Annotated in this window: 31 protein-coding genes; 2 read left to right on the top strand and 29 right to left on the bottom strand. The window is 68.1% G+C overall.

Going from position 1 to position 26,495, the window contains the following annotated elements:
• Window positions 1-15: 15 nt before the first annotated feature.
• The 8 genes from AB0F17_RS34740 to AB0F17_RS34705 form a co-directional block, all read right to left on the bottom strand.
• Window positions 16-309, bottom strand: coding sequence for a hypothetical protein (locus tag AB0F17_RS34740; protein WP_358031581.1), 294 nt, complete (start codon window positions 307-309; stop codon window positions 16-18).
• 194 nt (window positions 310-503) lie between these two features.
• A complete protein-coding gene (locus AB0F17_RS34735) occupies window positions 504-878 on the bottom strand; it encodes a hypothetical protein (protein WP_358031579.1) in 375 nt (124 codons plus the stop codon).
• 309 nt (window positions 879-1,187) lie between these two features.
• On the bottom strand, window positions 1,188-1,586 hold the full coding sequence (locus tag AB0F17_RS34730; RefSeq protein ID WP_358031578.1) for a DUF3307 domain-containing protein: 399 nt from the start codon (window positions 1,584-1,586) through the stop codon (window positions 1,188-1,190).
• A gap of 161 nt (window positions 1,587-1,747) precedes the next feature.
• On the bottom strand, window positions 1,748-3,538 hold the full coding sequence (locus tag AB0F17_RS34725) for a DUF2637 domain-containing protein (protein WP_358031576.1): 1,791 nt from the start codon (window positions 3,536-3,538) through the stop codon (window positions 1,748-1,750).
• Window positions 3,539-3,786: 248 nt separating this feature from the next.
• Window positions 3,787-5,847, bottom strand: a complete 2,061-nt coding sequence (locus AB0F17_RS34720) for a hypothetical protein (RefSeq protein WP_358031574.1) — start codon at window positions 5,845-5,847, stop codon at window positions 3,787-3,789.
• Between the two features lie 49 nt (window positions 5,848-5,896).
• Complete coding sequence (locus AB0F17_RS34715; protein ID WP_358031572.1) at window positions 5,897-6,193, bottom strand: hypothetical protein; 297 nt, start codon at window positions 6,191-6,193, stop codon at window positions 5,897-5,899.
• Between the two features lie 37 nt (window positions 6,194-6,230).
• Window positions 6,231-6,512, bottom strand: a complete 282-nt coding sequence (locus tag AB0F17_RS34710) for a hypothetical protein (protein ID WP_358031570.1) — start codon at window positions 6,510-6,512, stop codon at window positions 6,231-6,233.
• 20 nt (window positions 6,513-6,532) lie between these two features.
• Window positions 6,533-6,934, bottom strand: a complete 402-nt coding sequence (locus tag AB0F17_RS34705) for a hypothetical protein (RefSeq protein WP_358031569.1) — start codon at window positions 6,932-6,934, stop codon at window positions 6,533-6,535.
• 88 nt (window positions 6,935-7,022) lie between these two features.
• On the opposite strand from AB0F17_RS34705, the gene AB0F17_RS34700 reads away from it, so the two are divergent.
• Window positions 7,023-7,781 (top strand): GntR family transcriptional regulator, encoded by a 759-nt coding sequence (locus tag AB0F17_RS34700; RefSeq protein ID WP_358031567.1) that lies wholly within the window; start codon window positions 7,023-7,025, stop codon window positions 7,779-7,781.
• A gap of 575 nt (window positions 7,782-8,356) precedes the next feature.
• Here AB0F17_RS34700 and AB0F17_RS34695 read toward each other — a convergent pair.
• Both AB0F17_RS34695 and AB0F17_RS34690 read right to left on the bottom strand, forming a co-directional pair.
• Window positions 8,357-8,602, bottom strand: coding sequence for a hypothetical protein (locus AB0F17_RS34695; protein ID WP_358031566.1), 246 nt, complete (start codon window positions 8,600-8,602; stop codon window positions 8,357-8,359).
• Between the two features lie 581 nt (window positions 8,603-9,183).
• Window positions 9,184-9,495 carry a hypothetical protein gene (locus AB0F17_RS34690; protein ID WP_358031564.1) on the bottom strand — a complete coding sequence of 104 codons (312 nt, stop codon included), beginning with the start codon at window positions 9,493-9,495 and terminating at the stop codon, window positions 9,184-9,186.
• 163 nt (window positions 9,496-9,658) lie between these two features.
• Here AB0F17_RS34690 and AB0F17_RS34685 point away from each other — a divergent pair, with 163 nt between their 5' ends.
• Window positions 9,659-10,978 carry a helix-turn-helix transcriptional regulator gene (locus AB0F17_RS34685; protein WP_358031562.1) on the top strand — a complete coding sequence of 440 codons (1,320 nt, stop codon included), beginning with the start codon at window positions 9,659-9,661 and terminating at the stop codon, window positions 10,976-10,978.
• A gap of 36 nt (window positions 10,979-11,014) precedes the next feature.
• On the opposite strand, the gene AB0F17_RS34680 is transcribed toward AB0F17_RS34685, so the two are convergent.
• The 19 genes from AB0F17_RS34680 to AB0F17_RS34590 form a co-directional block, all read right to left on the bottom strand.
• On the bottom strand, window positions 11,015-12,379 hold the full coding sequence (locus AB0F17_RS34680; protein WP_358031561.1) for a hypothetical protein: 1,365 nt from the start codon (window positions 12,377-12,379) through the stop codon (window positions 11,015-11,017).
• 102 nt (window positions 12,380-12,481) lie between these two features.
• Window positions 12,482-12,937 carry a hypothetical protein gene (locus AB0F17_RS34675; protein ID WP_358031559.1) on the bottom strand — a complete coding sequence of 152 codons (456 nt, stop codon included), beginning with the start codon at window positions 12,935-12,937 and terminating at the stop codon, window positions 12,482-12,484.
• A gap of 150 nt (window positions 12,938-13,087) precedes the next feature.
• The gene (locus tag AB0F17_RS34670) at window positions 13,088-14,002 is read right to left on the bottom strand and encodes a hypothetical protein (protein ID WP_358031557.1); all 915 of its coding nucleotides are present in this window, start codon (window positions 14,000-14,002) and stop codon (window positions 13,088-13,090) included.
• Window positions 13,888-14,601 (bottom strand): hypothetical protein, encoded by a 714-nt coding sequence (locus tag AB0F17_RS34665; protein WP_358031555.1) that lies wholly within the window; start codon window positions 14,599-14,601, stop codon window positions 13,888-13,890. The genes AB0F17_RS34670 and AB0F17_RS34665 overlap by 115 nt, the downstream gene beginning before the upstream one ends.
• A gap of 296 nt (window positions 14,602-14,897) precedes the next feature.
• Entirely contained in the window at window positions 14,898-15,650 is a 753-nt protein-coding gene (locus AB0F17_RS34660) for a hypothetical protein (RefSeq protein WP_358031553.1), read from the bottom strand.
• Window positions 15,651-15,955: 305 nt separating this feature from the next.
• Entirely contained in the window at window positions 15,956-16,594 is a 639-nt protein-coding gene (locus tag AB0F17_RS34655) for a hypothetical protein (RefSeq protein WP_358031551.1), read from the bottom strand.
• Window positions 16,595-16,898: 304 nt separating this feature from the next.
• Window positions 16,899-18,341 carry a hypothetical protein gene (locus AB0F17_RS34650; RefSeq protein ID WP_358031549.1) on the bottom strand — a complete coding sequence of 481 codons (1,443 nt, stop codon included), beginning with the start codon at window positions 18,339-18,341 and terminating at the stop codon, window positions 16,899-16,901.
• Window positions 18,342-18,434: 93 nt separating this feature from the next.
• Window positions 18,435-18,896: a hypothetical protein gene (locus tag AB0F17_RS34645; protein WP_358031548.1), complete on the bottom strand. Its 462-nt coding sequence runs from the start codon at window positions 18,894-18,896 to the stop codon at window positions 18,435-18,437.
• A 215-nt stretch (window positions 18,897-19,111) separates the two neighbouring features.
• Window positions 19,112-19,291 (bottom strand): hypothetical protein, encoded by a 180-nt coding sequence (locus AB0F17_RS34640; RefSeq protein WP_358031546.1) that lies wholly within the window; start codon window positions 19,289-19,291, stop codon window positions 19,112-19,114.
• A gap of 109 nt (window positions 19,292-19,400) precedes the next feature.
• Complete coding sequence (locus AB0F17_RS34635; protein WP_358031544.1) at window positions 19,401-19,850, bottom strand: hypothetical protein; 450 nt, start codon at window positions 19,848-19,850, stop codon at window positions 19,401-19,403.
• Window positions 19,847-20,020: a hypothetical protein gene (locus tag AB0F17_RS34630; protein ID WP_358031542.1), complete on the bottom strand. Its 174-nt coding sequence runs from the start codon at window positions 20,018-20,020 to the stop codon at window positions 19,847-19,849. Before AB0F17_RS34630 ends, AB0F17_RS34635 begins: the two co-directional genes overlap by 4 nt.
• Window positions 20,013-20,369: a hypothetical protein gene (locus AB0F17_RS34625; RefSeq protein ID WP_358031540.1), complete on the bottom strand. Its 357-nt coding sequence runs from the start codon at window positions 20,367-20,369 to the stop codon at window positions 20,013-20,015. The genes AB0F17_RS34630 and AB0F17_RS34625 overlap by 8 nt, the downstream gene beginning before the upstream one ends.
• The gene (locus AB0F17_RS34620) at window positions 20,362-20,994 is read right to left on the bottom strand and encodes a hypothetical protein (protein ID WP_358031539.1); all 633 of its coding nucleotides are present in this window, start codon (window positions 20,992-20,994) and stop codon (window positions 20,362-20,364) included. Before AB0F17_RS34620 ends, AB0F17_RS34625 begins: the two co-directional genes overlap by 8 nt.
• A 172-nt stretch (window positions 20,995-21,166) precedes the next feature.
• Window positions 21,167-21,871: a DMT family transporter gene (locus tag AB0F17_RS34615; protein WP_358031537.1), complete on the bottom strand. Its 705-nt coding sequence runs from the start codon at window positions 21,869-21,871 to the stop codon at window positions 21,167-21,169.
• Window positions 21,868-23,256 carry a hypothetical protein gene (locus tag AB0F17_RS34610; RefSeq protein ID WP_358031536.1) on the bottom strand — a complete coding sequence of 463 codons (1,389 nt, stop codon included), beginning with the start codon at window positions 23,254-23,256 and terminating at the stop codon, window positions 21,868-21,870. Before AB0F17_RS34610 ends, AB0F17_RS34615 begins: the two co-directional genes overlap by 4 nt.
• 79 nt (window positions 23,257-23,335) lie before the next feature.
• The gene (gene hemB, locus AB0F17_RS34605; protein WP_358031534.1) at window positions 23,336-24,316 is read right to left on the bottom strand and encodes a porphobilinogen synthase; all 981 of its coding nucleotides are present in this window, start codon (window positions 24,314-24,316) and stop codon (window positions 23,336-23,338) included.
• Between the two features lie 187 nt (window positions 24,317-24,503).
• Entirely contained in the window at window positions 24,504-25,361 is an 858-nt protein-coding gene (locus tag AB0F17_RS34600) for a hypothetical protein (protein ID WP_358031533.1), read from the bottom strand.
• Window positions 25,358-25,771, bottom strand: coding sequence for a hypothetical protein (locus tag AB0F17_RS34595; protein WP_358031531.1), 414 nt, complete (start codon window positions 25,769-25,771; stop codon window positions 25,358-25,360). Before AB0F17_RS34595 ends, AB0F17_RS34600 begins: the two co-directional genes overlap by 4 nt.
• Complete coding sequence (locus AB0F17_RS34590; protein WP_358031529.1) at window positions 25,768-26,466, bottom strand: helix-turn-helix domain-containing protein; 699 nt, start codon at window positions 26,464-26,466, stop codon at window positions 25,768-25,770. The genes AB0F17_RS34595 and AB0F17_RS34590 overlap by 4 nt, the downstream gene beginning before the upstream one ends.
• Window positions 26,467-26,495 lie beyond the last annotated feature (29 nt).

The raw sequence follows: 26,495 nt of genomic DNA, 5'->3' as shown, positions 1-26,495 counted from the left end.
GAGGGTGAATCCCGCCTACAGCAGTTCCACTGTGGCGGCGTCCGGCTGGCCGCCGCCGTACACGAGGCCTTGCAGAGGGCTGACAACGACGCGGTCGCCTGACACAGCTGCGTCACACGGGAGTTCGCCGCCTTCGACGGTGTAGCCGGTGGAGAACAGCCAGTCGACGATCTGCTCAAGTGCGGCCTGGACGTACGGGACGTCGTCAAGAGGGAAGGACCAGCCGCTGAGTTCCTCGCGCATAGGGCGACCGACCGTGTTGTGCAGGTGGAACGATTCCGAGCGGGCCTCGAGGGCGTTCGTGCCCATCTCGGGGGCGTCTCCAAGATCGCGCCCATGGGGTCGTCGCCCAATCTGATCGTGGGGGAGTGCTGGCTTTGTACGCTATATCGCGCACGTTCGCGTGTCCGCTGGATGGTTTCGCCAGCGAAACCTTGCGCGATTTGGCAGCGAAGGGGCGGAACCCGTGCCTGGGTTCCGCCCCTTCTGGTGTGATTGGCTGGTCAGCGCCAGTCGCGGGAGACGATGCACCGGTGCAGTTCGGCGGCGCTCATGGCGAGCACGTCGCCGGGAGGCCGTTCGTACTTTCCGTCTGATCCAAAGATGCCGTAGCTGCCGCCGTCGTTGATCACCATCTCGAGCGCCTCGACGCGCGCCGCATAGTCGAGCGCGGTGTCGTCGGCGTCGTGGCTTTTGGTAAGCCAGTCGTGGATCGCCGCAGCGTTGGTCTTGGTGTCCTGGAGCGACTCTGTGGAGTGCGTGGCCTTCTTGTTGGCGAATGCCGTGCGCAGTGCCGTGGCCGCCATGGCCTCGTCACTGATGAAGGGGAGGACAGCCTCATCGGACAGCGGACGGGCGAGATCGAGGTGACGCGTCATCAAGGAACTCCTAGCTCTGTTGCGCGCGACCGTAGAAGTCGCTCGCGGGGTCCGTTGTGTGGCTGCGATGGATGCGTCCTCCGGCGGCGTCCCACGGGTTGGAGGGATCGCCGTCGCTGAGGACAAGGGGGTCACCTGACCTGCTCGGGTGTCCGCATGCCGCGCGAATGTCTTGTAGTTCTGCATGGTCGCGTTCCTGTTGGCTCCTGCTTATCCACCCCATAAATGCTCTCCAATAGTACAGGATAGTTAATTTCTTAATATGGGGAGCCGTTTGGTCGGCGAAACGGCTCGGGATGCATGGTCCGCTCATCCGAGCCAGTACAGCGCGGCCACGTTGATCGCCAGATGGATCGTGTTGTCCGCCACGATGAGAAGCGCATGGGCCAGGCCGTGGGGCACTTCTTGCGGGAAGCCGTTGTTGTCCGCCGACTCCGACCAGGTGGGTCTGCTGGCGACCGGGGCGAGCTGGTTCTTGGCCCAGATGATGTACTTCGCCGCGCGCGTGCGGTCGAGCAGGATGTGCGTTCCGCCGATCACGGCCAGGGCCGGTAGCGAGTTGGTGAGGAACAGGTGGGGGAGCGTGTAGAAGAAGCCGTGGACGGTTGCCGGCCACCAGCGCTGGATCTTCTCGTCGGCCATCCAATGCGACTGGAGGACGTAGTCGCCGGCGAGGTGAGCGAGAAGGATGAGCAGCGGGTCGGGCATCGGGTGTCTCCTGTCGTGGGTGATGTACCTGCTCGACGGGTCCGGCGACGGATCGCAGACGGATGGACGGAAGGCGGCGGGTTAGGGTCGGCGGGTCGGCGGATGATGTGTCGGGGGGCGGGCGGAGACCAGCCCGAGGCGGCTGGTCTTCGCCCGCGCTGCTAGACGAGCGCTGGGGAGCGCTCGCCAGCGTCGCCTTCGGCGCCGTCGTCGGCGGACGAGGCAGCGCTGGCAGCGCCGTCGTCGTCGCTAACACGGGCGCTGGGAATGGCGCTCGCAGCGGCGGTCGTCAGCGCTTGTTCCGAGTTGAGGCGCTCTGCGAGCTCTTCGGCGGTCTCCTCGGGAACGTCGGCAGCGCCGCTGTCGAGCGCTGCCGCAGCGGGTTCCTTGATCCAAGCGGCTCGCCAGTTTCGCGCTGTGGAGGGCTTGGCACCGGACACCTGCATCAGATCAGCGGTCTGCGGCAGCGGCCCGCCGTCTGCGATGGCCTGGTCCCACTGAGCGCGGGCCCGCATCTGCATGCCGAGCCTGCCACCAGGGAAATCATCGTTCCCAGCGCCGTTCCCAGCGGCGCTGCCGCCGTTGCCGTTGCCGCCCTGGCCGTTGCTGGCAGCGCCGTTGCTGCCGGGATCGCCGGGCGGCGGCGTGGAAAGCGGGGGAGGGGGAGCAGACGCTGTAGCGCCCTGGCCGCCGCCGCTGCCAGCATCCCTTCGCAGCGGATCATCCGTCGCTGGCAGCGAGCTACCGCCCGCTGCCAGCGAGTCGTCATCTCCGCTGGCAGCGCCGTTACCGTCCGCTGGCAGCGGGGCTTCTGCCCGAGGCGGAGGCGCTGTCAGCGCCTCCGGCGGAGGCGCCACCATCAGGTTGGCGAGGAACTCCTCCGCCTCACGGGGAGTGGTGTAGTCGAGCATGGCCAGCTTCCGCGACTGTGTGCGCAGCTGCATGGCCCGGACGATGTCGACCATCACGTACGGGTCGGTGGCGCCGGCGCGGGTAAGCGCCTTCTGCGCGTGCTTGTCGGCGTCGTGCACTTTGCCGGCGCGGTGGCCCGCCCACCGCTTGCCCTCGTGGGCGATCTGCCGCTCGAGCGTTTTGGCGAGGATGTAGAGGCGTTTGGCTGCCTCGTCCACCCGCACGACCCGCGTCGCCTGCGCCGCCGTGAGGAACTCGTCGGTGCCGAGCTTGAGCAAGACCTTGACCCGCTCGATCGGGTGTAGCCACCGGGACAGGTCGAGCTTGCGGTCGGGGCGCGCGTGCTTGTCTCGGCGCTGCTCGGCCAGCACGAACTCGAACAGGACGGCGCCGACGACCGGGAGCAGGGCGTACGCGAGTGCGGCGCCGGGCTTGTCGGGGGCATGCGTGGCGTTGAAGTAGGCCGACGCCAAGATGAGGCCCCACACGGCCAGGCGCGGCCCGGTGGCGGTCTCATTGCGGCTGATGCGCCGGGCCTGCAGCACCGCGCACAGGCCGGCGGCGCCGTCCAGGGCGAAGAAAAGCAGGTACGGCCACGGGCCGGCCAGCTCCATGTTGTCGCGGCCGAAGCCGGTCAGGCCGTTGGCGGACAGGCCAGCGATGACGATGAGGAAGTACACCAGCAGCAGGCCCGGGACGACGCGAACCAGCCCGGCACGGGCGGCCTCCCACCTGCCGGTTGGCCGGGCACGGCCGCCTGGCGGAGGCGGCGCCGACTTGGTGTCGGCGACGACCTTGTCGGGCGCGGCCATCGGTTCGACGTACGTGACAAACCGGTGCCGCCAGAACGACCACGTGGGCGTGGTGTCGTGAGGTCCTTCGCCGGTGTCCCACTGGTGATGTAGCCGGGCTCTCGCGCGGCGGTAGCCGCGGCGGTCCCACCACCACACCAGCAGGCCAATGACCAGCAAAGCCGCCAGGGCGGCGCCGATCAGCGGCCACGGCCACTGCTGCAAAGCGTTCAAGATGTCGTCATACACGGCAGGATCCTTCGTCAGGTCGTACGGCAAGAGGGCAGGCGGGGGAGAAGTCGGCGGGTCGTGGCGGAACATCACAACCGGGCTGCGCGGCGGCTTTCCGGAGGAGTGCCGGTGATCCGTCCGACCCGCCGGGTCGGGACGTTTCCGCAGGCAGGAATACATTCGCATGCGTCGGCGGGATGCGTCGGGCAGGCGGATGCCACCTGTCGGCCTGGCGGATGCCGGGCAGGTACGGCGACGGGTGCATTTCACGCGGCACGGCGTACCGCCACTGCACCGCCGGAGACGATCCGGTCGACCGCGGCGTGCACGTCCGCGGTGGCGGGGCCGCGTACCTCGGTCCCGCTGATGGTCTGCTTGCCGACGGGGCACCCCCAGCTGGCAAGCAGGCCACCGAGGGCCTTCGGTGACATGTTCAGCTCGAGCTTGGCGATGATCGCCGTGGTGGACAGACGGGCGATCTGCTCACGCTCGGCCTGGGCGGCGAGCTCGGCGATGGCCGCAAGCACCGCCGGCACACGCTCTTGTGGATCGGGGGCGGCCGGCGCGTGAGCGCCGAAGCGCTGCTGCCCGGGCAGCGTGCCGGCCTGCTCGCGAAGTTCCAGGGCGCGCTTGACGACCTGGCGGGCGTCGCGCACATTGGCGAAGTCCGACCGGACGGTGAGAATGTCGCCACCCAGGTCCACGTCTTCGCCGCCGCGCAGGAACCCCCACCCCTGGTGGTGCCGCTCGAACTCGGCCGCGTTGTACCCGGCCTGGTAGGTGTTGGTACCGAGCCCAGCCTCGGATGCCTGCCACGTCATGGCGCGCAGCACGAACCGGGTGCCGAGCATGTCACGCAGCGACGACGGGATGGTGTCGGCGTCGGACTTCTGCGTGGCCAAGACGATGATGAAGCCGAGCGCGGGCCCGACCTTCGCAAGCTCGATGAGCTGCTCCAGGATGAGCTTGCCCCAGACGGGGTCCTCCAGGTAGCGCTGCACCTCGTCGATGATGATCAGCTTGAGCGTGAGGCCGTAGGAGGGGTCATCGAGCATGTCGCTCGTGATCTTGCCGTCGGGGCAGATGTCGTCGTCGAGCTCGTCCGTCCAGTCGTAGAGCGCGTTCATCTCGGCGACGAGGGCGCACAGCGTGTTGTAGAGGTCCTCGACAGTTCGGCCGCGCACGCCGCGGCCGAACCCTTCGGCGAGCGACTTGAACGGGCTGAAGTCCTTGCCGCCCTTGCCGTCCCACAGGTACAGGCGGACGCGGACGTCCAGCGCGGCCGCCATGGCCAGCAGCCGCAGCACGACGCTCTTGCCCATGCGCGGCATGGACGACACCAGCACCGAGGTGAAGATCAGCGGCAACGCGACGCGGCGGCCCCGAATGTCGGTGCCGAACGGCACAGGGTTGAATACGTCCCAGGCGTCGGCGCCGATGAGAGGCGAACGGTGCTCGGCGCGGTCGAACGGGTCGCGGTCGGCCAGCCACAGCGATACCTGCCGGCCGGTGCCGGGGACACGTTCGATGTCCAGCCATCGTTCGTCGATGTCGAGGGCCGAGGCCAGTGCCGCCTTCGCCGCGATGACCTGCTTGTGCGTCTTGCCGGCGGGCAGACGGACGATCACGATCAGCGCGGTGCCGTCGTGATGCGGCAGCCGTGCGGCATCCAGGTGCACCTCCTGGCCGGCCTTGATGATGCTGCCGGCGAGGAACGCCTCGGTGAGCTGAACGCTGGAGACGCTCGCGTCCACGGCGGGCGCGCTGGCGGCGGTGTCGCCGCTGCGGCCGTCGTCGGCAGCGCGGCCGAGCGCGCACAGCTGCTCAGGGGAGCGCCTGCCAGCGACGGCGGAGACAGTGAGCCAGATGGTCCCTGCGCCGGCTAGAACCGGCCAGGCGTTCAGGGCGAACAGGAGAACGCCGCCGGTGACGACGACACCGGCCACCTTCGCGGAGTTGGTGCGCCGCTGGGCCCGCAGGGCTTCCAGCGCGGAAAGGTCAGCGGGCGAGAAACGGCCCGCCTCGAACAGGCGGTTCTGCTCGTTGACCGCGTTGGACCACATCCACCATTGGCTGCTGAGGACACCAGTGCCGCGGATCGCGGCACCGAGCAGCCGGCCAGGAGTGCGGGCGAGGACGCGAACGGCGTACAGGCCTGCCAGCTTGGGGTCTCGGATGATCAGGGGAGCGGTGAGCGGCGCTGTCCACCGTGCGGGGGCGCCACCGGACACGTGTGCGAGATCCTCCCGCTTGATCACCTGACCGTTGAGGACGATGTCGTCGCCCGCGGCGTTCGCTGGCGTCGGGTCAGCGGGCGGGTGCTCCACCGGGGCTCCTTTCTGATCGGGCATGTGCTGGTCGTGCGAGGGTGTGGCGTTACGGGCGCGGGCAGGTGCGTGGCGGACGGTGATCTTGAGACGGATTGCGCTCGCCGGCCGCGAGACGGGCCGCCTGCGCGGCCGTGAGGTTGGCGCGGGTGCGCCTGTCCTCGCGGCGTATCTCCAGGGCGAGCGTGATGATGCGCATGAGCACCCAGCCGGTGCCGCCGACGGTGCCGACGATCGAGGCAGTCGTCGCCAGTAGGCGCACTTCATCGGAGGTCCCGGCGGCGATGATGAACGCGGCGAAGGCAGCGAGGGCGGCGGCGATGGTGATCACGATGGTCTTCTTCACGGCATGCCCCCGAGGGTTCGGTAGAGGTGAGAGGTGGTCATTTCGGCTGCAGTCCGAGGACGGTGGCAAGGTCGCCGGCCGGCAGGACGGGGACGCCGAGGAGAAGGGCGGCGGACAGAACGAGCACGGTAACGCTGACGACGGCAGCGATCAGGTTCGCGGCACTGATCACGAATGGGTGCCAGTCCCGGCATCGCCCGCGGCCTTCGCACGTCCAGCAGGTGAGGAGGAACGGCTTCTGGTCAGGGTGGCTGCTGTATAGATGCTCGCGGGCGCCGTGGCAGGTGGGACAGGTCAGAGCCGGGGGAAAGAGGATCATGGGCGGTTCTCCGCGCGGGGTCATAGGAAGGCGGGTCCTGCGGCGGGAGGCGCGGGGGTGGGCAGTAACGAGCTGAACTGCCAGACGAGATCGGCGATGGGCTGGCGCAGCTGGGCGGGAGTGGGCAGAGAAGCGCCCGAGATCGTCAGCAGCTTCCAGGCCAGCATGAGGAGCGCTGTCGTGGCGGCGGTGCAGGCGACGACCGTGAGGACGGCGGCCAGGCGGGCTAGGCGGTCGAGCAGGAAGAGAAACGTTCCCCCGAGCCCGTAGCCGAGGTTGGCGAGCGCCGCGATCTTGCCGGCGGCGGGGAGTTGGCGGAAGGCCGATGCGACTTCAGCCGCGCTGGCGTCGTCGGCGGTGGCGGGCCGACTGGTCAGCACGGTCACCATGACTGCGGCCCAGGCGATCAGTACCAGGTTCATCGCTCCTCCTTCAAGGACCCTCTTGGCTAACTTCCATATGAAAGCTAACTTACATATGGAAGTCGTGCAAGAGGGGAAGTTGACGGAGATGGCCCTGACCGATACCGCTGACGTGGCCAGGGCTGCCACCCTGGATGTCGCACACGAGCAACATCGGCACGCAAGATGGGTAGGCACGATGACGACAGCGCAGCAGCCGCCGTACGCCAGGATCGCCGCGGCGCTACGCGCAGACATCGACGCTGGCGTCTACGGCCCGCAGGACGCGCTGCCGAGCCAGCAGCAGATTGTCCAGCTGTATCAGGTGAGCCCTGTCACCGCACGAGAGGCACTGAAGGAACTGGTGCGGGTGGGCGCCGCCTACGCCGAGCAGGGCAGGGGCTATTACGTGCGTCGCTACCGGCGAACTCCTGCTGACGTGGAATCCCTCGTCGAGACGCAGGAGCTCAACGAGGTCGACGTGGACACCCTGTCGGCTCCGCCTCTCGTGTCCGATCTCATGCCGGACGCCGACACGGTGCTCGTCCGCCGGGTTTCCGCTGGCGCCACCACGTACTACGAGCCGTCGCTAGCCGACGTGATTCCAGAGGCGCGTGCAGTCGCGCCGTTGACGCATCCGACGGATCTCCAGCTCCTGCATGAGCGGGGTGTGACGTTGCGACGGTCCCGGACGCTGATCATCGGGCGCATGTCGACGCAGGATGAAAGCGACCGGCTCGACCTGCTTCCGGTCACGCCGGTGCTGGAGGCGGCCACGGCATTCGCAGACGCTGAGGGACGGATCAGGCTGATACGCGTGAGTGTGATGCCAGCCGACCTCTACACGGTGAAGATCGACTGGACGTAAGGCTTCCCGCGGGAGGACGAGGCACATGCCCGGTTCCGGGTCGGCGGCGCCAGCCGGGACGGTGCTTGCCCGGCCGGCCCGAGGTCAGGCATGGCTCTTGTATGCCGCCTGTGCCGTCAGAACCAGGACGGCGATCTCGGCGAACTCGAACACGGGTCGGCTGTGTGCCCAGCAACACGGTGACGAGGAGCAGGACGTGCAGGGCCACCCAGGCGAGCGACGCGAGAAAGGCTCTCCGATCGAGATCTTCGTTCACGCAAGAGTCGAGGGGATGCGTAGCCGGGCGGGGTGATGCCTCGCAGGGGCGACGATCAGTGAGAACGGCCCGGCACGATCAAGGCCAGGCAGCGGACCGGCAGCATGGTCCAGCTGATCGTGACGCTGAAGGGATCACCTCGTACGGCAACGGCGAGGAACATGATGCTGACGGCCGCCGCGCAACGTGTGCGACTGTCTGCCAGGAAGGCCCGTGAATTCTCGCTCATTCACTTCTTCAGCAGGGTCGATGGTTCGGGGAAGAGGGCCGGAGAGGTCGGTGGGCGGCCATGGATCCATGGCCGCCCACATCTGGACTGCTAGATGTTCAAACCGGCCTTGCGCAAGACGGCACCCGCGATGCGCGGCGCGACCTCGGGGTGGTCCTTGTCGCACAGCACCCAGAAGTCACCGGTGCCGGGAACGGGAGCACAAACCAGATTGGTTCCCTCGACCAGGGTGGAGAACTTGGCGTCGCCCAGGTCGTACTCGTAGGGGCTGCGCTCCTCGTCCGCGTCGTCCTGGACTTCGGCATTGCCTTCGATGGGAGCGTCCTTCTGCTGCATGAGTTCTCCTCGCGAGTTTGGCCGGGCGGAGGTTCGCCGCCCGATCACCGATGTGACCTTGTGTACGGCCGGGGGAGGACCCGCGCTGGTTCCCTCACCCCGGCCGTGTCCCTCCTGCCCCGCGCTGGGGTGAAGGGGTTGCGGGCGATGAGCCCGCGTCGGCAGTTCGGGAACTGCCGGTAGGTGATCCCATCCACCCGGAAGGACGGGATCGGGATCCGGCACAGGTGCCCGTGATGGGAGTGCCGGACGATCTGGGGGCATGACCTGTGTCCACCCGCTGGCGGGTGATGCGGTGGCTTGCCGCGCGATCCGTTCGACGGCGATCGCAGGCCTGGCGCGCGTTACCTGTGCAGAGGTGTCACTGGAGAGTCAGCGCGGACGCGAGCGTTTCGGGGTCGTCGTCCTCGATGAACTCTCCAACTCCGGCGTTCCGCAACTGCTTGGTGAGGGGCCGCCGCAGGCGAGCCGTCCACTTTGTCCACGCTCGATGTCGTGGGCCGGAAAGGTGGTGCGCAGGGCATGCAATTGTCGGGCGGCCCTCTCTTCGTCGTCAACACACAGGCAGGTGTCATCTGCGGTCACCTCGGGCCGTCCTCGAACGGTGCCAGCGAGGGGGGCACGGTGAGGGCCGTGACGGGGGAGCCCGCATATCGGCAGAGCTCTGCCATCGGCGGTCCGTAAACGTACGTCGGATTGTTGGCGCGCGGATCCACGCGTGCCGGACGCACCGTTCCCTCCAGTGGCACGTCCGCGGGCATGGCGTTGAGGGCGGCCGTGAGCATATTCACGGCGCGGTATCCGTTGCTGGTCACGCCGGTGGAGCCTCGGTCGCGGGCAGCGACATTCCACACGTAGAAGAAGATGTCCGCCCGCGTGTTCGGAGTCACCATTCCTCGCTTTCTCGCCCCGACAATGCCTGGTTTTCTCGTGGCCGTAAGCCCGTGCAGGAGTAGCGTTGCCATTACCAACGGTCAGGTCTAGTGGCGGCCCGTCCGCAGTGTGTCCGCTGTTTCGCAGCGGACATGGCGGACGCAGGTCAGACATGTGAGCGATATGAACGGCGAGACGTTCGGCCAGCTGTTGCACCGTCTGAGGGATCCTCTATCGATGCGCGAAGTCGCGCGTTTAGCGGATGTCAGCAAAAGCTACATTGGCGATTTGGAGCACGATCGGAAACGGCCGTCGCGTAGCGTTGTAGTAGCGTTGGACCGCGCTCTGGGTGCGAACGGTGAGCTAATTGCTGCTTATGACGTCGGTGGGGCGTCTGTTCCGATTGCCGACTTTTATCCCCCTGTCGCCGAGATGGGCTCGCTGCGTAATCTGGGATGGAGTGCCGAGTCGGACGATCAGGGGGAGGCCGCCACGAAACGCCGACAGCTGTTCCACCTTGCAGCCGGTCTGGGGGCCGCGGCTCTAACCCCGTCGTCGGAGGAACTGCGGCAATACTTCGACGTGAACCCGCTGGTCGATGCTCAAACCCTCGCCGACTGGGAACGGGCTTGCGCTGATCACCTTCACGCCGTGTGCACTCGACCTGCGGATGAGGCGCACCGCGACCTGGACGTGGATCTGAGAGCAGTGCTGCTCCGGGCGAAACTGATGGTCGACACATTCGGCCCCGACCACGCGAAGACGCGCGACATAGCCCGGGTGGTGTCGGCCATGTCCACCCTCAACGCCAACGTGCTGACCAGGCTGGGACAGCACGCTCGGGCGGGAAGCTGGTGGCGGACCGCCAGGCAGATGGCCGACGCCTCCGGAGACCTGCACCTAGCGCTGGGAGTACGGTCCACAGAAGCCGGCCACCTACTTTCTGCCGGCGAGTCCGACCCGGCGTCCGTCCTGAGCCTGATTCACGAAGCCGATGCGATCGTGGCCCGCTCTCCGAACTCCTACGGCGCCGCGCTCATAGAGATGACGCGAGCCAAGGCGCTGAGCCGCCTGGGCCGTCATGCCGAAGCGATCGCCGCACTGGAGGGAGTTGGCGATCAGCTAGAGACCGGCCATCTGCCGGTGACGATCATGCGGCGGTATTGGGCCAACCAGCAGCTCACGTACGCACGCATGGTGATCTACAGCGCGGCTGGGAAGGAGCCCCAATCCATCGACGCCCAGAACCAGATCCTGGCGGGCAACCGCGACTACCAGTACCCGATCATCGCCCGCCTGCATACAGCTTTGTGCATCGTGGTGCGCGGAGGTGTCGAAGAGGGGGCGAGGAGCGCCGTGGCGGTGCTCGCCGACGTCCCGTCTACCTTCCGAACCAACATGATCGACAGAGCTGGGCGCATGGTTATCGGTGCGGTGCCGAACGACCGGCAGGCCCGCCCGGAGGTGAGGGACCTGCGGTCGATGCTGGCCATCGAGGCGTGACCTTTCCTGGCCCGCTGAGATGAGGCGATTCGCGGTTCATGCCGCCGCGCGGCTGCCGTACAGGTCGTCGAGGTAGGCGTGTACGCCCGGCCGCCAGTCGATGTCGAGCACGGTGCCGAGCACGGCGGCTGCCACCATCGGTGAGATGCAATCGGCGGCCTGCAGGAACTGCTTGCTTCTGGAGCCCTGCCACGGATGGTCGTACGGCATGCCGACGAGCAGCCCGGCTTCGGCGGACGTCAGGCGCAGTCCGTCGGCTTCGCGTTCCCAGCCGCGCGCCTTCTCCGTCAAACACCACGCGATGCGGTCGCTGGAGAAGAAATTGCCGCCGCTGGTCCTGCGGTTGCCGCGGGTGCGGACGCGGTGGCCGGTTTCCCAGCCGAGCACGTGCGCCATCGTCGGGCGTGGAAACTCGCCCGGTTGCGGCGTGAGAGGGCGTGAGCGCAGGTCCGGGTGCTTGGTGCGGTGGGCGAGCAGGAACACGCGCTTGCGGTGGGAGGCGGCGCCATAGTCGGCGGCATCCAGTTCGACCACGTCGCTGTAGGCCCAGCCCATGTCTACGAGCGGGCCGCCGTCGTACAGTTCCTCGGCGAAGACTTCCCAGAGCGGCCGGGCGGCGGGGGTGAGCTCGGCGACGAGCCATTCAACGTGGGGGAGCCCGGCCGCCCATCGGAGTGGTTCTAGGGCGAGAGCGGTGCGTGGATCGGCGACCCGTTCGGCCAAGTCCTGCCAGAGGCAGCCGCAGCGTTGCGTGGACAGGCAGTCGGCTCCGTCGATCAGCTCGTTGAGGTCGCCGAGGGCGCTGCGGGTGCCGGAGTAGCTCCACGAAGGGCAGGGCGGCGCCAGTGCCGCGCCGGTCACGTGGGTGAACTTGGCCGGGTTCAGCTTGCGCACGTCGGCGTGGGTGCGGGCGAACCCGGCTGCGCGTCCGGTCGCGACGGCGTCCTTGTCGAGGTCGTAGCCGCCGATGAGGTGGTCCAGGCCGAGAATGCGGGCGCCGACTTCCATGCCGCCTGGACCACTGAACGGGGCGAAGATCGGCCGGGTCGGGTCTGGGTCCGGCGTAGCGTCGAAGAGCATCTGCTCGATGCCGTTGAGGGTGGGGTAGGCCAGCGGCCGTGCTCGGCATTCCCAGTGGTGGCCGGTGCCGTCGGGGTAGGCGCAGCCGTCGCAGACGTTCAGGCCGCGGCCGCGCAGCAGATGCGTGATGGCGTCCTGGTGGCGGTCAGCTTCGTCGGCTGCGCGCTGGAAGGTGGTGTTACCGGTGCTCCACAGGTCCTCGTAAGCGGCGTATTCGGCGGCTGACTGCGCCACGAACAGGGCGATCAGCTCGTCGGTGGTGTGGTGCTGGTACGTGATGGTGGCCAGGAGGGCGATGGCGGAAGGGGTGGTGTACGGCATGGCGAGACGCAGGCTCCGTGTAACGGGGGTGGGGGAAATGGGCTCGGCCCGGCCTTCGAGGTCGAAGGCCGGGCCGAGGTGGCCGGGGAGGCGCGGGGAGGGCTACCAGTCGTCGCGCGGGCGCTCCACAGTGAGGAGGTTGGCGCGGGTCTGGCTCAGCCTCGAACGGAGGTCAGCGCCGATGTAGTCGAAGGTTTCAGCGCCGTCCCAGTCGATGGCGCCGCTCGGTGGTGTCGCCGATATACGGCGGGTACAAGACCCGGGCGATGAGCGCTGGGTCAAGCAGCGCATCCAGACCCGGTGTATCGAGCCGTTGCGGGGGAGAGCACGGGTGTCGTACTCGATGGCCTTGTCCATGGAGACGATGCCGTCGGGGTTGGCGTGGGCTTCAAGCAGCCGTCGTCCGGGGCCGCGCAGGCTGACCGCGTATCGGTAGTCGCTGGTGTCGAGGTGGGCGTGCCGGTCAGCGAGCCAGTAGACCGCGGTGAAGGCGGAGTTGACCACCTCCATGTGGCCCTGGTCTGGGTAGATGTCGTTATCGATGCGTCGTGAGATCACAGGGGTCCGTTCGCTGAGGGAGAGGCAGCCAGCTCCCAAAGCTTCCGCCGCGCAGAAAAAACAATACAGGATAGTTAATTACGAAAGCGAGTTGCCGCTCTGGCGGGAAGCTGGGGGTCGCAAGCCCAGGGGGCGTGCGACCCGGGGCGGTCAGCGCTTCGGCTTGGATCTTTCGGCCAGGTTGGCGATGTCGGCCGCGGCTTGGCGGATCGTGTCCGCCAGGGCGCTGTGGCGGTGTCGCGAATCCGAGATGACCGGCGTGCCCTCTTGAAGGCTTTCCCTTAGGAGCGCCTGCAGCTTCGGAATGGAAGCCACGGTGTCGATGCTGGCCAGGTTTAGGCCGGCATCGAGCGAGAAGTGACCCGCTGGAGCGACACGCTCCGCCGGGTCGCCCTGTTCGCGGCGGCGCCGCACATCGATTTCCGCGACTCCTTGCCGGACGACGCCACGCTCGCCGGCCCTCACCCTGGCGTCGCCCGCGTCGGCCCCCGACGGCACAGCAGCCCGCGGGTGATCCTCTTCCGATCCGTCCGTGGAGGCAGCGGCACCACTAACCTCGTCTTCCAGGTCTCCGCCGCCCTGGCCGCGGACGGCTGGAGGGTCGTGTGCGTGGATGCGTCCGACGCAGCCCTGGCCACCGCCCTCACCGGCGATGATCGCCCCACCGGGATGGGCACGCATCGGGCCCGCGACGTCGTCGGTGCTGGCGTGCAGGTCGTTGTCACCGGCACCAGCCGTCTCCGACACCTCCTGCGCGGCCAGTTGGACACCGACTACGTCCTCGTCGACGCCGGCTCGGTGTTCACGGCGGGCCTGGAGGACCTCGACGGCGTCGACCTGGAGGTGCTGGTTACCCCGCAGCCGTACCTGGCGGAACGCTCCACTTTGCGAACTCCGGCGGGCGAACTGTACGCGACCGCAAGCAGCGCCGTGACGAGCTATCTCGACGCCTACGAGGACACCGTCGGCGCCTTGAAGGACGGCAACTTGGACGAGAAGGAGGAGGCCATCGCCGCCGCCGACGCTTGCATGGAGGCCGAATATGGCGCAGCCTGGGGTGAGCACCGGCGCACCTGGGCCGGATACCAGCGCTGGAGCTCGCTGACGACCCCGACGGGCGGAACCTCGGTGGTGCTCATGGCCACCTGCTCCACAGGGTGCAGGTTGCTGCGCTGCCACAACGGCTCCACGCCAGCGGGCAGCGAGTCCTCCCAGCGCTGCAGGTGCTGCCGCCAGTCGCGGCCTGGCTCGATCGTCACGCGGCCGTCGAGGCCGAGCCGTTCGATCACGTGGCGGCGTTCGCGCCGACGGCTACGGAGACCCGGCACGCCGGTGAGAGTTCCGTCAGGCATGAGCGCCGGCAGCAGGCGGGCCAGTGGTGGAAGCCCCCCGGCGTCGTTCACCCGCACGGTGATGTTCTGCTCTTCGGGGCTGACCTCGTAGATGCCGTACAGGGTGCCTTCTGCGGTTGGCGACCACGCGCCGATGCTGGTGGCCAACGCACGCAGCAGGCATGCCTCCAGTTCGGCCTGGGCAGGAGCAGCCGATGGGATGATCTCGTCCCTGTAGCGCTGCTTTTGAACACCGGCGAGGGCACGGGAGTGCGTTTCGCCTGTATACAGGACGCGGATGCGAGCCAGGCGCGTGTGCTTGGTGCGGCTCAAGGTGTCACTCCTCACGACCCGCTGCCTCGGCTTCAGCGCGTCGAAGGTTCACCTGTGCGCGCGTCGTTCAACCTTCGGGTGAGCCGGGCTCCTTCTGCGTCGTGTGCGCGTCACCTGTTGCCGAGGTGGTGATGCTGGACGCGGGCCGCCGATCAGCCGTGCTCATGATAACGCCAGGCCTGCCAGGCCTGCCAGGGCGACAGGCGTGGTGACCCAACGGCGGTTTCAGGCCGATGTTCTACCGGACGTCGTCGCCGTGCCCGGTGCCGCAGGCAGCGTCAGAGATCACGCAAACGTCAGCCTTCCGCGATTCTGCCGGCTTCCAGCAGCCACTCCCTGTATCGCCTTAGCGCGTTGCGATCTCTGGGTCCGCTGGCTGTGCGTTCGACCAGCCAGCGCTTGGCTGACGCATCCAGGGGATCGATGTCGTCTCTGACGAACTGAAGAACGACCCACGCCAGCCGATCGGCAGGCCCAAGGAGCGCGTGCCGAGGAAAATATTTGTTCGCGGTCTTCTCGCCGGGTATATGCCGAAATGTCACAACCCTGCGGCGCGACTGGTCTTTCAGGCCGACGACGCTTTCGCGATGAAGACAGCCTAGGGGGACGCGCCGTATCGCCACGCCCGATCGAAGACGTTGAGCGATGTCAACGGCCACTTTGCTGTCCGACAGCGCGGTCACTTGGCTGTCTGCAGGACATCCTCCTAGCCCGCGCTGGAGGGCTTCCAGCTCAACGGACAATGCGCTGGTGTGCTCGGCTCGATACCAGCCGAATCGGGCAGAACCATCCGCGTGAACTGCGGCCCACACTCCCACGCTGGGCTCGGCCTCGCTATCCCGGGCGCCGTCTGTTGCGATGACATCGGCGGGTCCGTCAAATCCTAGAAGTTGTAGCTCGTAGGGCCCATGGGACGACAGGATGGGAATCCAGCCACCCTCATCCTTAGTGACGGCACCTGGTTGCTGCGTGAACGATGTGTGCCCGCCGTCGTCGATGTGGCGTTGTAGTTCGGCCAAGTGCTCGGCGGAGATGGGCTGGTCGCTCAACTGATCTCCTCGACCGATTTCGCCTTGAGGGTCTTCACTTCACTTGTCTTCCCGAGCCCATAGCGTTCGTTCGGCTTGTCGCTGTTGGGGAGGCTCTCTGGATGGAAGGGAGGGAGGCCGACGCACTGCGGGCTTAGCACGGGCCAGCAACATTATGCGGCTGCTCGGCGGTAGTCGTCCGCTTGCCGGTGATAGTGCACCCGTCGTTATACCCTCCGGCCTCGCCTGGATCCGGTCGCCGGGCTCAGGGCGCTGTTCAGGGGGCTACGGCGCGGCTGGCCGCTCGATGCTTTACGGGCTGAGGTCTACCAGTCGCCGTCGGCGTGGTCGGAGCTCTGATGTTCGAGGTCGGTGTCCCACACGTGCGCAGACAGTTCCCACGGCAGCGCGAGCTTGCCGTCGCGGACGGTTTCTTCGGCGTGGGTGCGCGCTGGGGCGCTGGCACCCCAGTCGATGGCGCCGGTGGAAAGCACAGGCGCGCCGTACAGTGCGGGCCTGCCGTCGGGGTCGAGGTGCGGCCAGCACCAGGCGACGTGCTGAACGTGGGGGAGGAGGGCCAGGCGGTTGCGCCACCAGGGCGCGTCCGGCTTGGCGAGGTGCCTTTCCAGGGGCCGCTTTGCGAGGTCTGCGATGTATGGCGGGAGCAGCACCTTTCGTATCGTGGCGGGGTCATGGAGGGTGGCGAACGCTTGGGCGGCGGCCTCGTCGTGGTCGTCTGGGCGGACGTACTCGGTGACCTCATCGAAGGTGACGATCCCGTCGACGGCGGCGGCCTTCAGGAGGTGCTGGCCGGGCCCTTCAAGGGCGACGGTGTAGCTGGTGTCCGTCAGGTGCACTCGGGCGTGCCGGTCGCGTAGCCAGTAGACGGCGTCGTAGGAGGGGGAGAGGACGACCATGTGGCCGTGTGCCGGGTAGTCCTCCATGTCGAGGGGGCGTGTGGTCATGGGTTTCCGTTCCGGGAGAGGGGCGGGGTCCACGGTGGAACTGTACGCGGTTGACACATGGAAAGAGTACATGAAGGTTATCTTCGGATGTTTCATGCGCTTTGAGGGAGGCTGCTGCGGGCTCTGCGCCCGCGGCGTGGCGCGTTCCGCCTTGTTGGGCCAGCAGGTGCGCCGGCGTTGACCCTCCGGGTCACGGCAGCTGACGGTTTGGCCCGTTACTCTCGGTAGAGCGGCGAACATGGCGCACGCTTGGGTCGGTGTACGGCAGACCGCTGAGTCCGGATGGTGCCGACCGGGCACGACGTCACGGTGAGCGTCGGGTGCTACTGCGCCATGTGGCTGGCTCGCTGAGGATCGCGGTCAGCGGCAGGGGGTCATCCGAGACGCTGATGGACAGCTCGCCCGTGAAGCGGCCATCCATGCTGGTCGACGTGGCACGCCATTGGCCGACCAGATTGGACGGGGCAGGTGCCTGGACGACCAAGACGATGGGATCCAGACGAACACGCTCATGGGGGCGTAGATGCTCGGCCGGGAAAGTGATCGTGGTGGACCCGCTGTTGACGATCTGCGGTCGGGACATGTCCAGCCCGCTCTGCATGAACCCGTAAGTCGGGCGCAGTGTGCCGAGACCGGGTAGGGCGGCGGAAAGGATCGGGACCTTTTGGGGGCCGTACGGTCGGGGCGGCCGGGGCAGTCGCAGGAAGCGTTCATTGGCCTCTTGGGCGTGGGCCGGGCGGGGTTCAACAGCGCGGACGTCTCCCGGAATGTAGAGCTCCACCTCTACTCCGGCGAGGTTGGTCGGCAGAGCGTTGGCCAGTTCGAGCTCGACGGGGACGATGTGCGAGGCTGCGCCGGGCATCACGAGGTCGGGCCAGCATGCCGAGCACTGCTGCAGGTACTCCTCCACCTCGTGGCGATACTCATCAGGTGTCCGAGTCTCGGGCTTGGTGCGGAGCGCCTGATTCAGCGCCTGGTTCAGCGTCTTGCCGACGTTTGCCAGCTCGGCATGCGCCGTAGAAACATATGTTCTGATCTTGGGGGTGGCTGGCTCCGGTTGCTCCCAGGCGAGGAGCGAGGCCATGGCGTCGCGACGTCTGGCGGCGAGCCACCGCTCAGCGGCGTCCTCCCCGGTGTCGACCGGACGTACGGGTGTGCCCTCCAGCACACGGAGGTCGACCTTGACTTCCTGGGCACCTCGCCGGAACCGCCCGCCCAAGGCTTCAACCTCGTGGCTCTTTGGCGGACGTGTAGCGCCGTTCACCCGGACGAAGATCGCCCCGTCGGGGACGCCGTCGAACTCCTTGCACATGCAGAAGATCCGGTCGCCCCATCGAGGAGCGTCGACCTCGACGATGAGTACTTGCGCAGTCTGACCGGCACGCGTGAGCGTGACATAGGTCGGCCGCCAACGAGGTCCCCGCTTGCCCAGGTACGGGGTCAGCCCTTGATCCAGGTCGACCACATCGATCGGGGTGACGCCGGGCAAATGTCCCGGTGAGACGCCCACCACCAGGTAGGCTCGCCCTTCGGTGTAACTGGCCGCCACGTCGGGCATGCGGTTGGCGAAGCCGACGATCGCACGAGCGATGTGATGGCAGCCGTGTTTGCTCCGCAGATCCAGGGTGGACTTCCACTCCAGCCATGTGCTCTCGTCGGCCGCACTGGCGTCGAACACCGCGTCGGCCAGGGCCACGAATTCAGCTGGCCGGACCGGGGCCGTGCGGATGTCGAAGTTCAACGCCATGCTGTCCTCGCTTCGTGCGGTTCGAGGATCAGCATGCCCTACAAGACCGACAAGCCGCGCACGGTCTGAACACGGCTGAATCGTCTGCCGACGCTACCGTGTCAGCCACATCTTGATCAGCTCTGTCGGCGGGGGAACCAGTTCGTGCGGTGCGATCGCTTCGGCGATGACCTTGGCGAGCTGGTCGACGGTCGTCACGACGTGGCCGGGCGGGGTGATCCAGATCCGTGGAGCGGCGTCGCGATCGTCGGTGTTGCGGTACAGCTGGGCATACAGGTGTCCGAGGCCTTCCTCATACCCCCAGGTGCTGTATTGCTCCCAGCCCGGCATCGTGAATGCCCGGATCCCGTCGCCACCTGCCTGGCCGGAAGGGGGCACGGCGGTCTTCGGCCTGGTGTACGAGGGGCCGTAAACGATCTCCCAGACGCCATCGCTGTGCTCGAGCACGTCCATCGGGACGGCGGCCTTCAACTCGCGTAGCACGCTGCGGAACCGTTGAGCCCCCAGTCCAGCTTCGGCCGCGAGAGCTGGGATGTCACTGTCGTGGAGGTCCATCCCTATCACCCCGGGCTCGTCCCCGTCCCAAGCCGATGCTGGTGTGCGGTGGGCCAATGCCAGGAGCACCCGACGGGCGTCGAAATCGGCAAGAGAAAGCCCCTGTACGTACCTGACGGCGTGCCTATTCACGGCCTTGCCCTTCGCTCGTTGCACCAGTCAGCTGATCGTTTGCGGTGACGCTCGGACGGTCAGCGGAGGCGTGGAGGGCGGCGTCACATGCCGTCCTCGTTCGGGTCCTCCACCGTGAGCACGAGCATCGCCGGACCGTCACTCGCCTGCAGCCGATACCGGCCCGGCGAGACCTCGTTGCCATCGATGAGGAACTGGCCGTCAGCGGTGAACTCGATGCCCTCCAGCACGGTCAGAACCGGCGGCTCGTCGTCTGCTGCCATGCCCGCAGTGTGGCCTCTGGCAGGGGCGGTTGCCTCCGATTCCGCAGAATCCCGCAACTCGGCTCTGCACCGCAGGCCGCCGGGCCACACCCCCGATCAGGGCGCTGGGTTACGGGGTCAGGGCTGACTGTGCCTTCTTTCGCGCGTCGGCCGTGAGGGCGCGAAGGTGCTCGGCGAGTCGATCGGCGTCGTCGAGGCCCATGGCGGACTGGACGTTCGTCCAGTTGATGATCACGCGGTCGTTGCGGAACTGGGCGTCGCCGCGGAGTGCCGGCGGTGCGCTGGTGCTGCTTCTACGCCACGTGGAATGGACGAGCGCATAGGCGAGGCCGAGGGACCAGCCGACGAGCACCGCGGTCATGAGGGCGAGCGCGTTGCGAGGCCAGAGGTGAGCGGCCCAGGTCAGGGGGAGGAACGTGGCGGCCACCCCCAGGTAGACCCTGATGAAGTGGTCGAAGGCGCGCGAGTTCAGCATATGGATCTCCCGAAGGGGCTGCAGGGGTGTGGTTCGGCTGGCGGCCCGGGTGGGCGGCGCCGGGTCGGTTTTGGTGGCGGTCATGACGTCGACGTGACCGTCCACGTGCGGCCGCACCGATCGCAGAGCATGGCGACCGGCTCATGCGACAGCATTCCGTCGAGGATCATCGTCGTGTTGTGTCCGCTGGCGCGGCACTCGCGCCGGGCCAGTTCGGCCGCGGCCGACTCCAGTGTCCAGAGCTGTTCACCCATGTCCCACCTGCTCGCAGGCGCACGCCGAGGAGAGTCGCGCGGGATGGTCGTGGGTCCGTTCGGCGATCATGGCGGCGAGCTGTCTGTGGGAGGTGGCCGGTGCGGCGATCTTCCAGAAGCCAGGCACCGTGATGGCGGCGACAAGTTCACCGGCGCCGCCGTCGCACGCTGCAACGACGCGTGTGCATGGGTGCGAGGCGGCTGTCATGTGCTCCTGCAGCAGCCAGCCGGGTAACCAGCGTGTCTGGTAGCCGTCCTCGGAGTCGTTCACGAATACGAGCTGGCAGCCAGGCTGAGCGGGGAAGAAGCCGATGGTGTGCCAGCGGGGCGGCTGTTCATCGTCAGGCATGTCCGCTCCAGGTCGTTTCCGGTTTGGCGGGTGGGAGCGAAGCGGCGTGTGGAAATGCTCGCTTGGCGCGCCGGGCGGGGCCGAGGGCCGCCAGGTAGGGGACCGGCATTTGCCCGACCGTGATCGGGTCGGGGTGGCCTTCGAGGACGCTGATGGCGCGGCTGATGCCGTCGTGGTTGCTGTCGAACGTCTCGCCGAGCAGCACGGCGATGACTTTGGCCTCGTGTACGTCGCGCAGACCGCCGACCGCGACGTGCTCGGCGGGTGGAGGAACGGCGCCAGTGGCCCGCCCTTGTTGGACGAGCGCGGCCAGGAACCGTTGCGCGAGCTCGCCCGCGGTGAATGGTGCCTGGCCGTGCCACTTGCGGTTGTCCCAGCCGGTTCCGTGGCTGTTGGGCTGGTACGGCAGCGTCCCGTGGTCGTGGACGGCTTGCCATGTGCGCGGGCCTGTCTTCGTCACGGCCACGAAGGGGGCGTAGCGGGAGCGGCATTGCCGCCAGTGGTCGTGGTTGTGCTCGATCGTCACGCACACCTGCAACGCATTGTCGATCTCGGCGGCGCTCCATCCGCCGCGCTGGCACTTCTCCCACCAGGGGCGCCGGTCCGCGTCCAGGTGGATGGGCACGTCGGCGAGGACACCGTGCCACTGGCCGCGGCACCGGCATTGGCATTCGCTGTCGGTGTGAGGACCGGCTGCGATGAGGCACGCTGCCGTGCACTGGCCGCCGCTGATCAACTCGGAAGCGGGGATGGCCGACGGCGTCTCTATGCGACGGTTCCGGGCTGCGTGCGTGCTCTCATCCATGGTCATCGCTTTGGCCGGCTTCGATCCGGCCAACCCTTCGCCTCCAGAGTTCAACCGGCATTTGACGGCACATGTTGTGGATCCAGTGTCTTATAGCCCCGAGAACGTCATTGTGGCGGTGATGCTCATGGTGTCTCTGCTGCGGGAGGTCGAGGCGTCGGGCTGGTGACGAGCCCGCTGTTGGTTTCGCGGTTTGGACTGCGAGTATGAGAATCCCGACGATCGTGACGGCTCCCCCGAGCATGGCGCCGACGGTGAGCACATTGCCGAGCCAGATCACGCCGATGGCGGCGCCCAGCACGGGGATCAGGTTGAGGATGATGCCCGCCTCCGCGATGGGAACATGACGTACAGCGTGGTTGAAGGCCAGGCAAGAGGCGGCCAAGAGGAGGCCGCCGACGAGGGCAAGGGGCCAGGACGTGGGCGTGGCGGAGCCGACAAGAGTCACGATCGTGTCGGATCCGGTCTGGGCTTGGGTGATGGCGAAGGCGACCAGCCAGAGCAGGCCGAAGGTGAACTGCCAGGCCGTGGCGACGGCCACTTGAACGTGCAGTAGCGCCGCGACGGGCATCTGTTTGGTGATGGCCAACGAAGTGGTTGGCGTATACGCCGCCCAGCACCCGGCCGCCAGGTACAGCAGCGTGCGGGGACCGATCCCCGCCGACCCGCGCGCCGTCACGTCGTGGGTGAGGCTCACCTGCTCACCGCCGGCTCTCGGGCGGCCTCGGGGTACAGGCCGGCCGCCAGCTGGGCCAGCTCAACACGGCGCCCGGCCGCGTCGAGCGCCGCGTGGCCGGGGTCGTGCGTGTACAGGTTCTGCCGGATCGCACCGGTGGGGTCGCGCACCCAGGTGCGGCCCAGCGGATAAGAGCCGACCAAGGACAGGGTGCCCGCGGGCGCGACGTCGGCGAGCAGCGGACCCAGCTGATGGGCATGCCTTTGGATCTTGAACTCTTGGATGTTGTCGACCGCGACGGCCAGACGCGGCGCGTCCGGAGTACTGAGTCCTGCGCGCAGCTGAGCCGCGGCGTAGCTGAGATCGGCCAACGCGGCTGCGGTGGCCGGTCGCGTCGCCTCGATGAGGCGCCGCCAGAGCCGGTTCTGCTTGCCGGCGACGGTGACCAGCTCCTGCGCAGGGGGTACGCGTCCGTGGGCCAGGGCTTCGCGCAGGTGCGTGCCGACCGCCTCCAACTCGTTCGAGAACCTCACCTCGATCGAGCGGCCCGCCTGCGTGGCGCCGTAAGCGGAGCGCCAGCGCTGCGCCATCAGGCGTGTCAGTCGCTCGCACCGGTCGGTGACGGCGTCAGCGTCACACCAGCGCAGCAGCAGCTCCACCGGGATGTGCCCGCGCTGGCTGTCATCCAGCAGGTGCAGCATGGTGGCCACCTCGGGCACGTCGATGAGCTGGGTGACCTCGACTTCAGCGGGGATGCCTGCGGCTAGGCCCGCGCCCACGCTCGCGAGCCGCAGGCTGGTGTCGTGCTCGTACAAGGTGAGGGCCGGGTCGATCTCCAAGTCGATGGCCGGTTCGTTCAGCGGTTGGCGGCGCAGGTCGGCGATCGGTACGCGCCGGCCGCTTTTGAGGACCAGACGCGCCGCCTGCGCGCTGAACGGGCACGAGCCTGAGATGAGCGTGACTGCCTGTTGGTCGCGTACGCGCCCCGGCGGCGGGCTGCCCGCGCTGAACAGATGATGGAAGCTGCCCTTCAACTGCATCCCGCTGTGGATGGTGATCTGGTCGTGGCCGGGCCGGGTGTCTTGCGCGCTGATCGCGTCGGCTGGCGGCGGGGGTGGCTGGTTCCACAGGTAGCCGACGATCTGGCGCATCCGGTCGGCGGCGCGGGCGACGGGTTTGCGCATGGCCGCTGGGGCGCTGTCGTGCGGCAGGTGCCACCAGCCGCGGGTCAGGTGGCGCGGACGGTCGAAGGGGATCAGTTCGACGCTGCTCACACGCGGCTTCGCGTCGCGCCTGTCGTGGTGGAGCAGGTGAAGGAGTCCCGCGTTGGCGGCCACGTTCGCACTCCTGGCGGGCGTGGTGACGGTCGACGCGGCGGGGCGCTGGCGGGGTGACGGGTCAGACACAGAGGTAGTCCCTCAGCTCGGATAGGGCGCAAAGGCGCGCAACGGCAGCTCGTTCCGGTGACAGGTCAAGGGGTTTCGGTCACCGGCGCAGCCGCTCGGCGATTTCCACAGCCCAGTAGGTGACGACGCGGCTGGCCCCGGCTCGCCGGATGGCGGTGAGGCTTTCGGTGATGGCGCGCTCGCGCGGCAGCCAGCCACGCTCGGCGGCGGCCTCGATCGCCGCGTATTCGCCGCTGGTCTGGTAGGCGGCCACCGGTACCTGAACTCGATCGGCGATCTGCCGGATGATGTCCAGGTAGTGGCCGGCCGGTTTGACCATGACTAGGTCGGCGCCTTCGGCGATGTCCAGAGCCACTTCGCGCCACGCCTCGGACGCGGACCCGGCCGGGTCCTGCTGGTGGGTCGAGCGGTCGTCGGCCAGGCGGGACTCCGCGGCGTCGCGGAAGGGGCCGTAGAAGGCGGAGGCGTACGTGGCCGCATGCGCCAAGATCGGCATTTGGGGGTGGCCGGCCTCATCCAGGGCGGCGCGGATGGCGGCGACCTGGCCGTCCATCATCCCGCTGGGCGCCACCATGTGGGCGCCCGCGTCGGCCTGGGCGACGGCGACGTGGGCGTAGGCCTGCAGGGTGGCGTCGTTGTCGACGTCGCCGTCGGCTCCCAGCAGCCCGACATGGCCGTGGTCGGTGTACTCGTCCAGGTTGACGTCGCCGATCACGACCAGGGCATCGCCCACTTCGTCGGCGACATCGGATAAGGCGAGTTGCGCGATGCCGTCCGGATCCCATGCCCGGTGTCCGGTGGGGTCCGTGACGGCGGGAATGCCGAAGATCATGATCCCGCCGACGCCCGCTTCGGCGGCCTGCGCGGCGGCCTTGCGCAGGCTGTCGCGCGTGTGGTGCATGAGGCGTGGCATGGACGTGATCGGCCGGGGTTCGGCGGCGTTCTCGCGGACGAACAGCGGCTGGATGAGGTCGCTGGGCCGCAGGCAAGTGTCGGCCAGCATGGCGCGCAGGGCAGTGGTGCGCCGCAGGCGGCGCGGCCGCTCGATGGGAAAGCTCACAGTTGACCTCCAACGATCGGGGCGGCAAGGAGTTGTTCGGCGTGCTCGAACGCGGCGGCGGGCGGCTCGCCGCCGCCAGTAGCCCGACTTGCTGCGCGCCGCGACACCGAGCGCGCGCAGGTGGCACAGGTGCTCGGCCGTTTTGATGGCCAGCCCGCCGGGATCGGCCACGCGGTTGTCGTGGCGGTCACGACGTCATCAGCCTCAGGCCGCCGTACACCGCCGGGTGGCGGCTCATACTGGCGTGGCGCTCGTCCAGCGCCCCAGCGAGCGGTTCCACGCTGATCAGCGTGACCGGTACGCCAGCGCGGCCCGCTTGGGCGCACAGGTCGCACACAGCGTCAGCGTCGCCGGCCGCTGCCGCGGCGCGGTGCAGCTGGCACATCAGGACCGGGGCACGGTCGCAGCCATCCGCGCACGTAAGAGTGGCACGCCACCAGGCGCCGAACGTGCACCGTGACACCGCCGAGAGGATCCGCACCTGCACCTGGCAGCGGGCTCCATCAGCGACCGCGGCTCGTTGCGCGATCTCCCCCTCCTCGGCGTAGCGGGCCTCGATGAACGCCGCCTCGAACGCGCCCCGCGAGCTCGGGCGCGCCGGCACGTAATGCACGCTCGAGCGGCCGCAGCCGCACGTACCCGGGCACCCGGGGATCGCACGCGCCCAGCCGGGCGCCACATCGGCGATGCTGTCGATGACCACCAGGTCGTCGTCGGCCGCGTACGCGACAGCCGCATGATGCAGTTCGGTCGGCACGGTGCCGCGCACCAGCAGGAAAGGGCCGTTGCCGCTTTCCAGGAGCACCACCTCGCCGGTGCGGGCCCGCTGGCTCCCGTCCACGTACACGGCCCTCCACGTGGGATGGCATGGCGCGACGAGCCGCGGCTGCTCGTCGAAGCGCACCCGAAGGCGAGCGTCGCGGAAGCCGACGATGCGGCCGGGCCGCCCATCGACGACAACGCGGTCGCCGCGATAGGCGGGTACGCCGTAGTACAGGCGGACGTACTCGGCTGCGCCGCCTTTCCAGCGGTCCAGCCGGTTCACCTCGCCGCCTCGTCGTGCGCGATGCCAGGGGAGGGCGGAGAGTTGTGGGCGCTCGTCCGTTCCCGCCCGCACCCGCCGCATTCGCGGTTCGCTCGCTGCGGCGGCGGCACCTCGTCGTAGACGCCGGGCTGCGCTCGCCACAGGATCGGCTCCCAAGTGTTCAGCCAGCGCCGCCATGCCCGCTTCTGCTTGGCGTAACGGGCTACCCACCAGCAGCAGATGAGCAGGTCGCCGCGGCTGATGCCGTACTCGTCGTAGAGCACCTCGGGCCGCTCGGCCGCCAGGTACGCGCTGACGGAGACGGAGACGCCGCTGGCTTCGATGGTCGGTTTGCCGAAGTTCGCCGCGGGGTCTGCGACGATGCGCGGCCGGTTCATTTCCTCCGCGGCCGGCGTCTGCCTGGCGATCACCGGCCCCCCTCTTCCATTTCCTCGCCGGTGCGGGGAGACAGCCCGGCCAACTCGTCGATGGTGACGCCCAGCGCGGGCGCCAGCCGTACCAGCGCCGGCAGCGTCGGGTACATGCGCCCCTCCTCCAGGCGCCACAGCCGCGCCTCGTCGAGGCCGGCGGCCGCGGACGCCTCCGCTTCGGAGAGGCCGGCGCGTTCGCGGGCTGCCCTGATGCGGGCTCCCACGGCGAACGTCGTCAGCTTCACCGAACACCTGCCGTCAGCGGCAGCCAGCATGCTGGCCAGTTGGTGGCGCGCACCGGCGTCCAGGTGAGTGCGCAGCACCGCGGCGATCGCTGGAAGCGGCGGCATCCCCTGGGGACCGAACAGGTCACTGGCGGCCGGCTCAGCGGTGATCTCCTGGTGGCGGACAGCGTAAAAGTACTCCCACTCCGGGTGACAGAACCCGGGCGCGTCAGGATGGACCCGGCATCGCTGCACCAGGTACCTGCTGGCGGTCTCACCCTCCAGCGGCCCATACACGCGCACCGCGCGCCCGCCGATGAGCACCGTGGCGTACCCAGCTTCCTGGCCGTGCTCCCATACGCGGTTGTTGCAGCGGAGGTTCTTCTTCGTGCGGCCGGTGCACTGGCCGCCCTCCAGGTCGGGAAACACATATAGCCGCTCGACGTCGCCGGCGGAGATCAAGATGGGCATGTTTCGCATATCAGGTCCTTCTTCAACGG

It is taken from the genome of Nonomuraea sp. NPDC026600, from assembly GCF_040638335.1.
In the GTDB taxonomy this organism is placed as follows: domain Bacteria; phylum Actinomycetota; class Actinomycetes; order Streptosporangiales; family Streptosporangiaceae; genus Nonomuraea.
The sequence above is the reverse complement of the archived record's forward strand: the minus strand, read 5'-3'. Positions and strand labels throughout refer to the sequence as shown.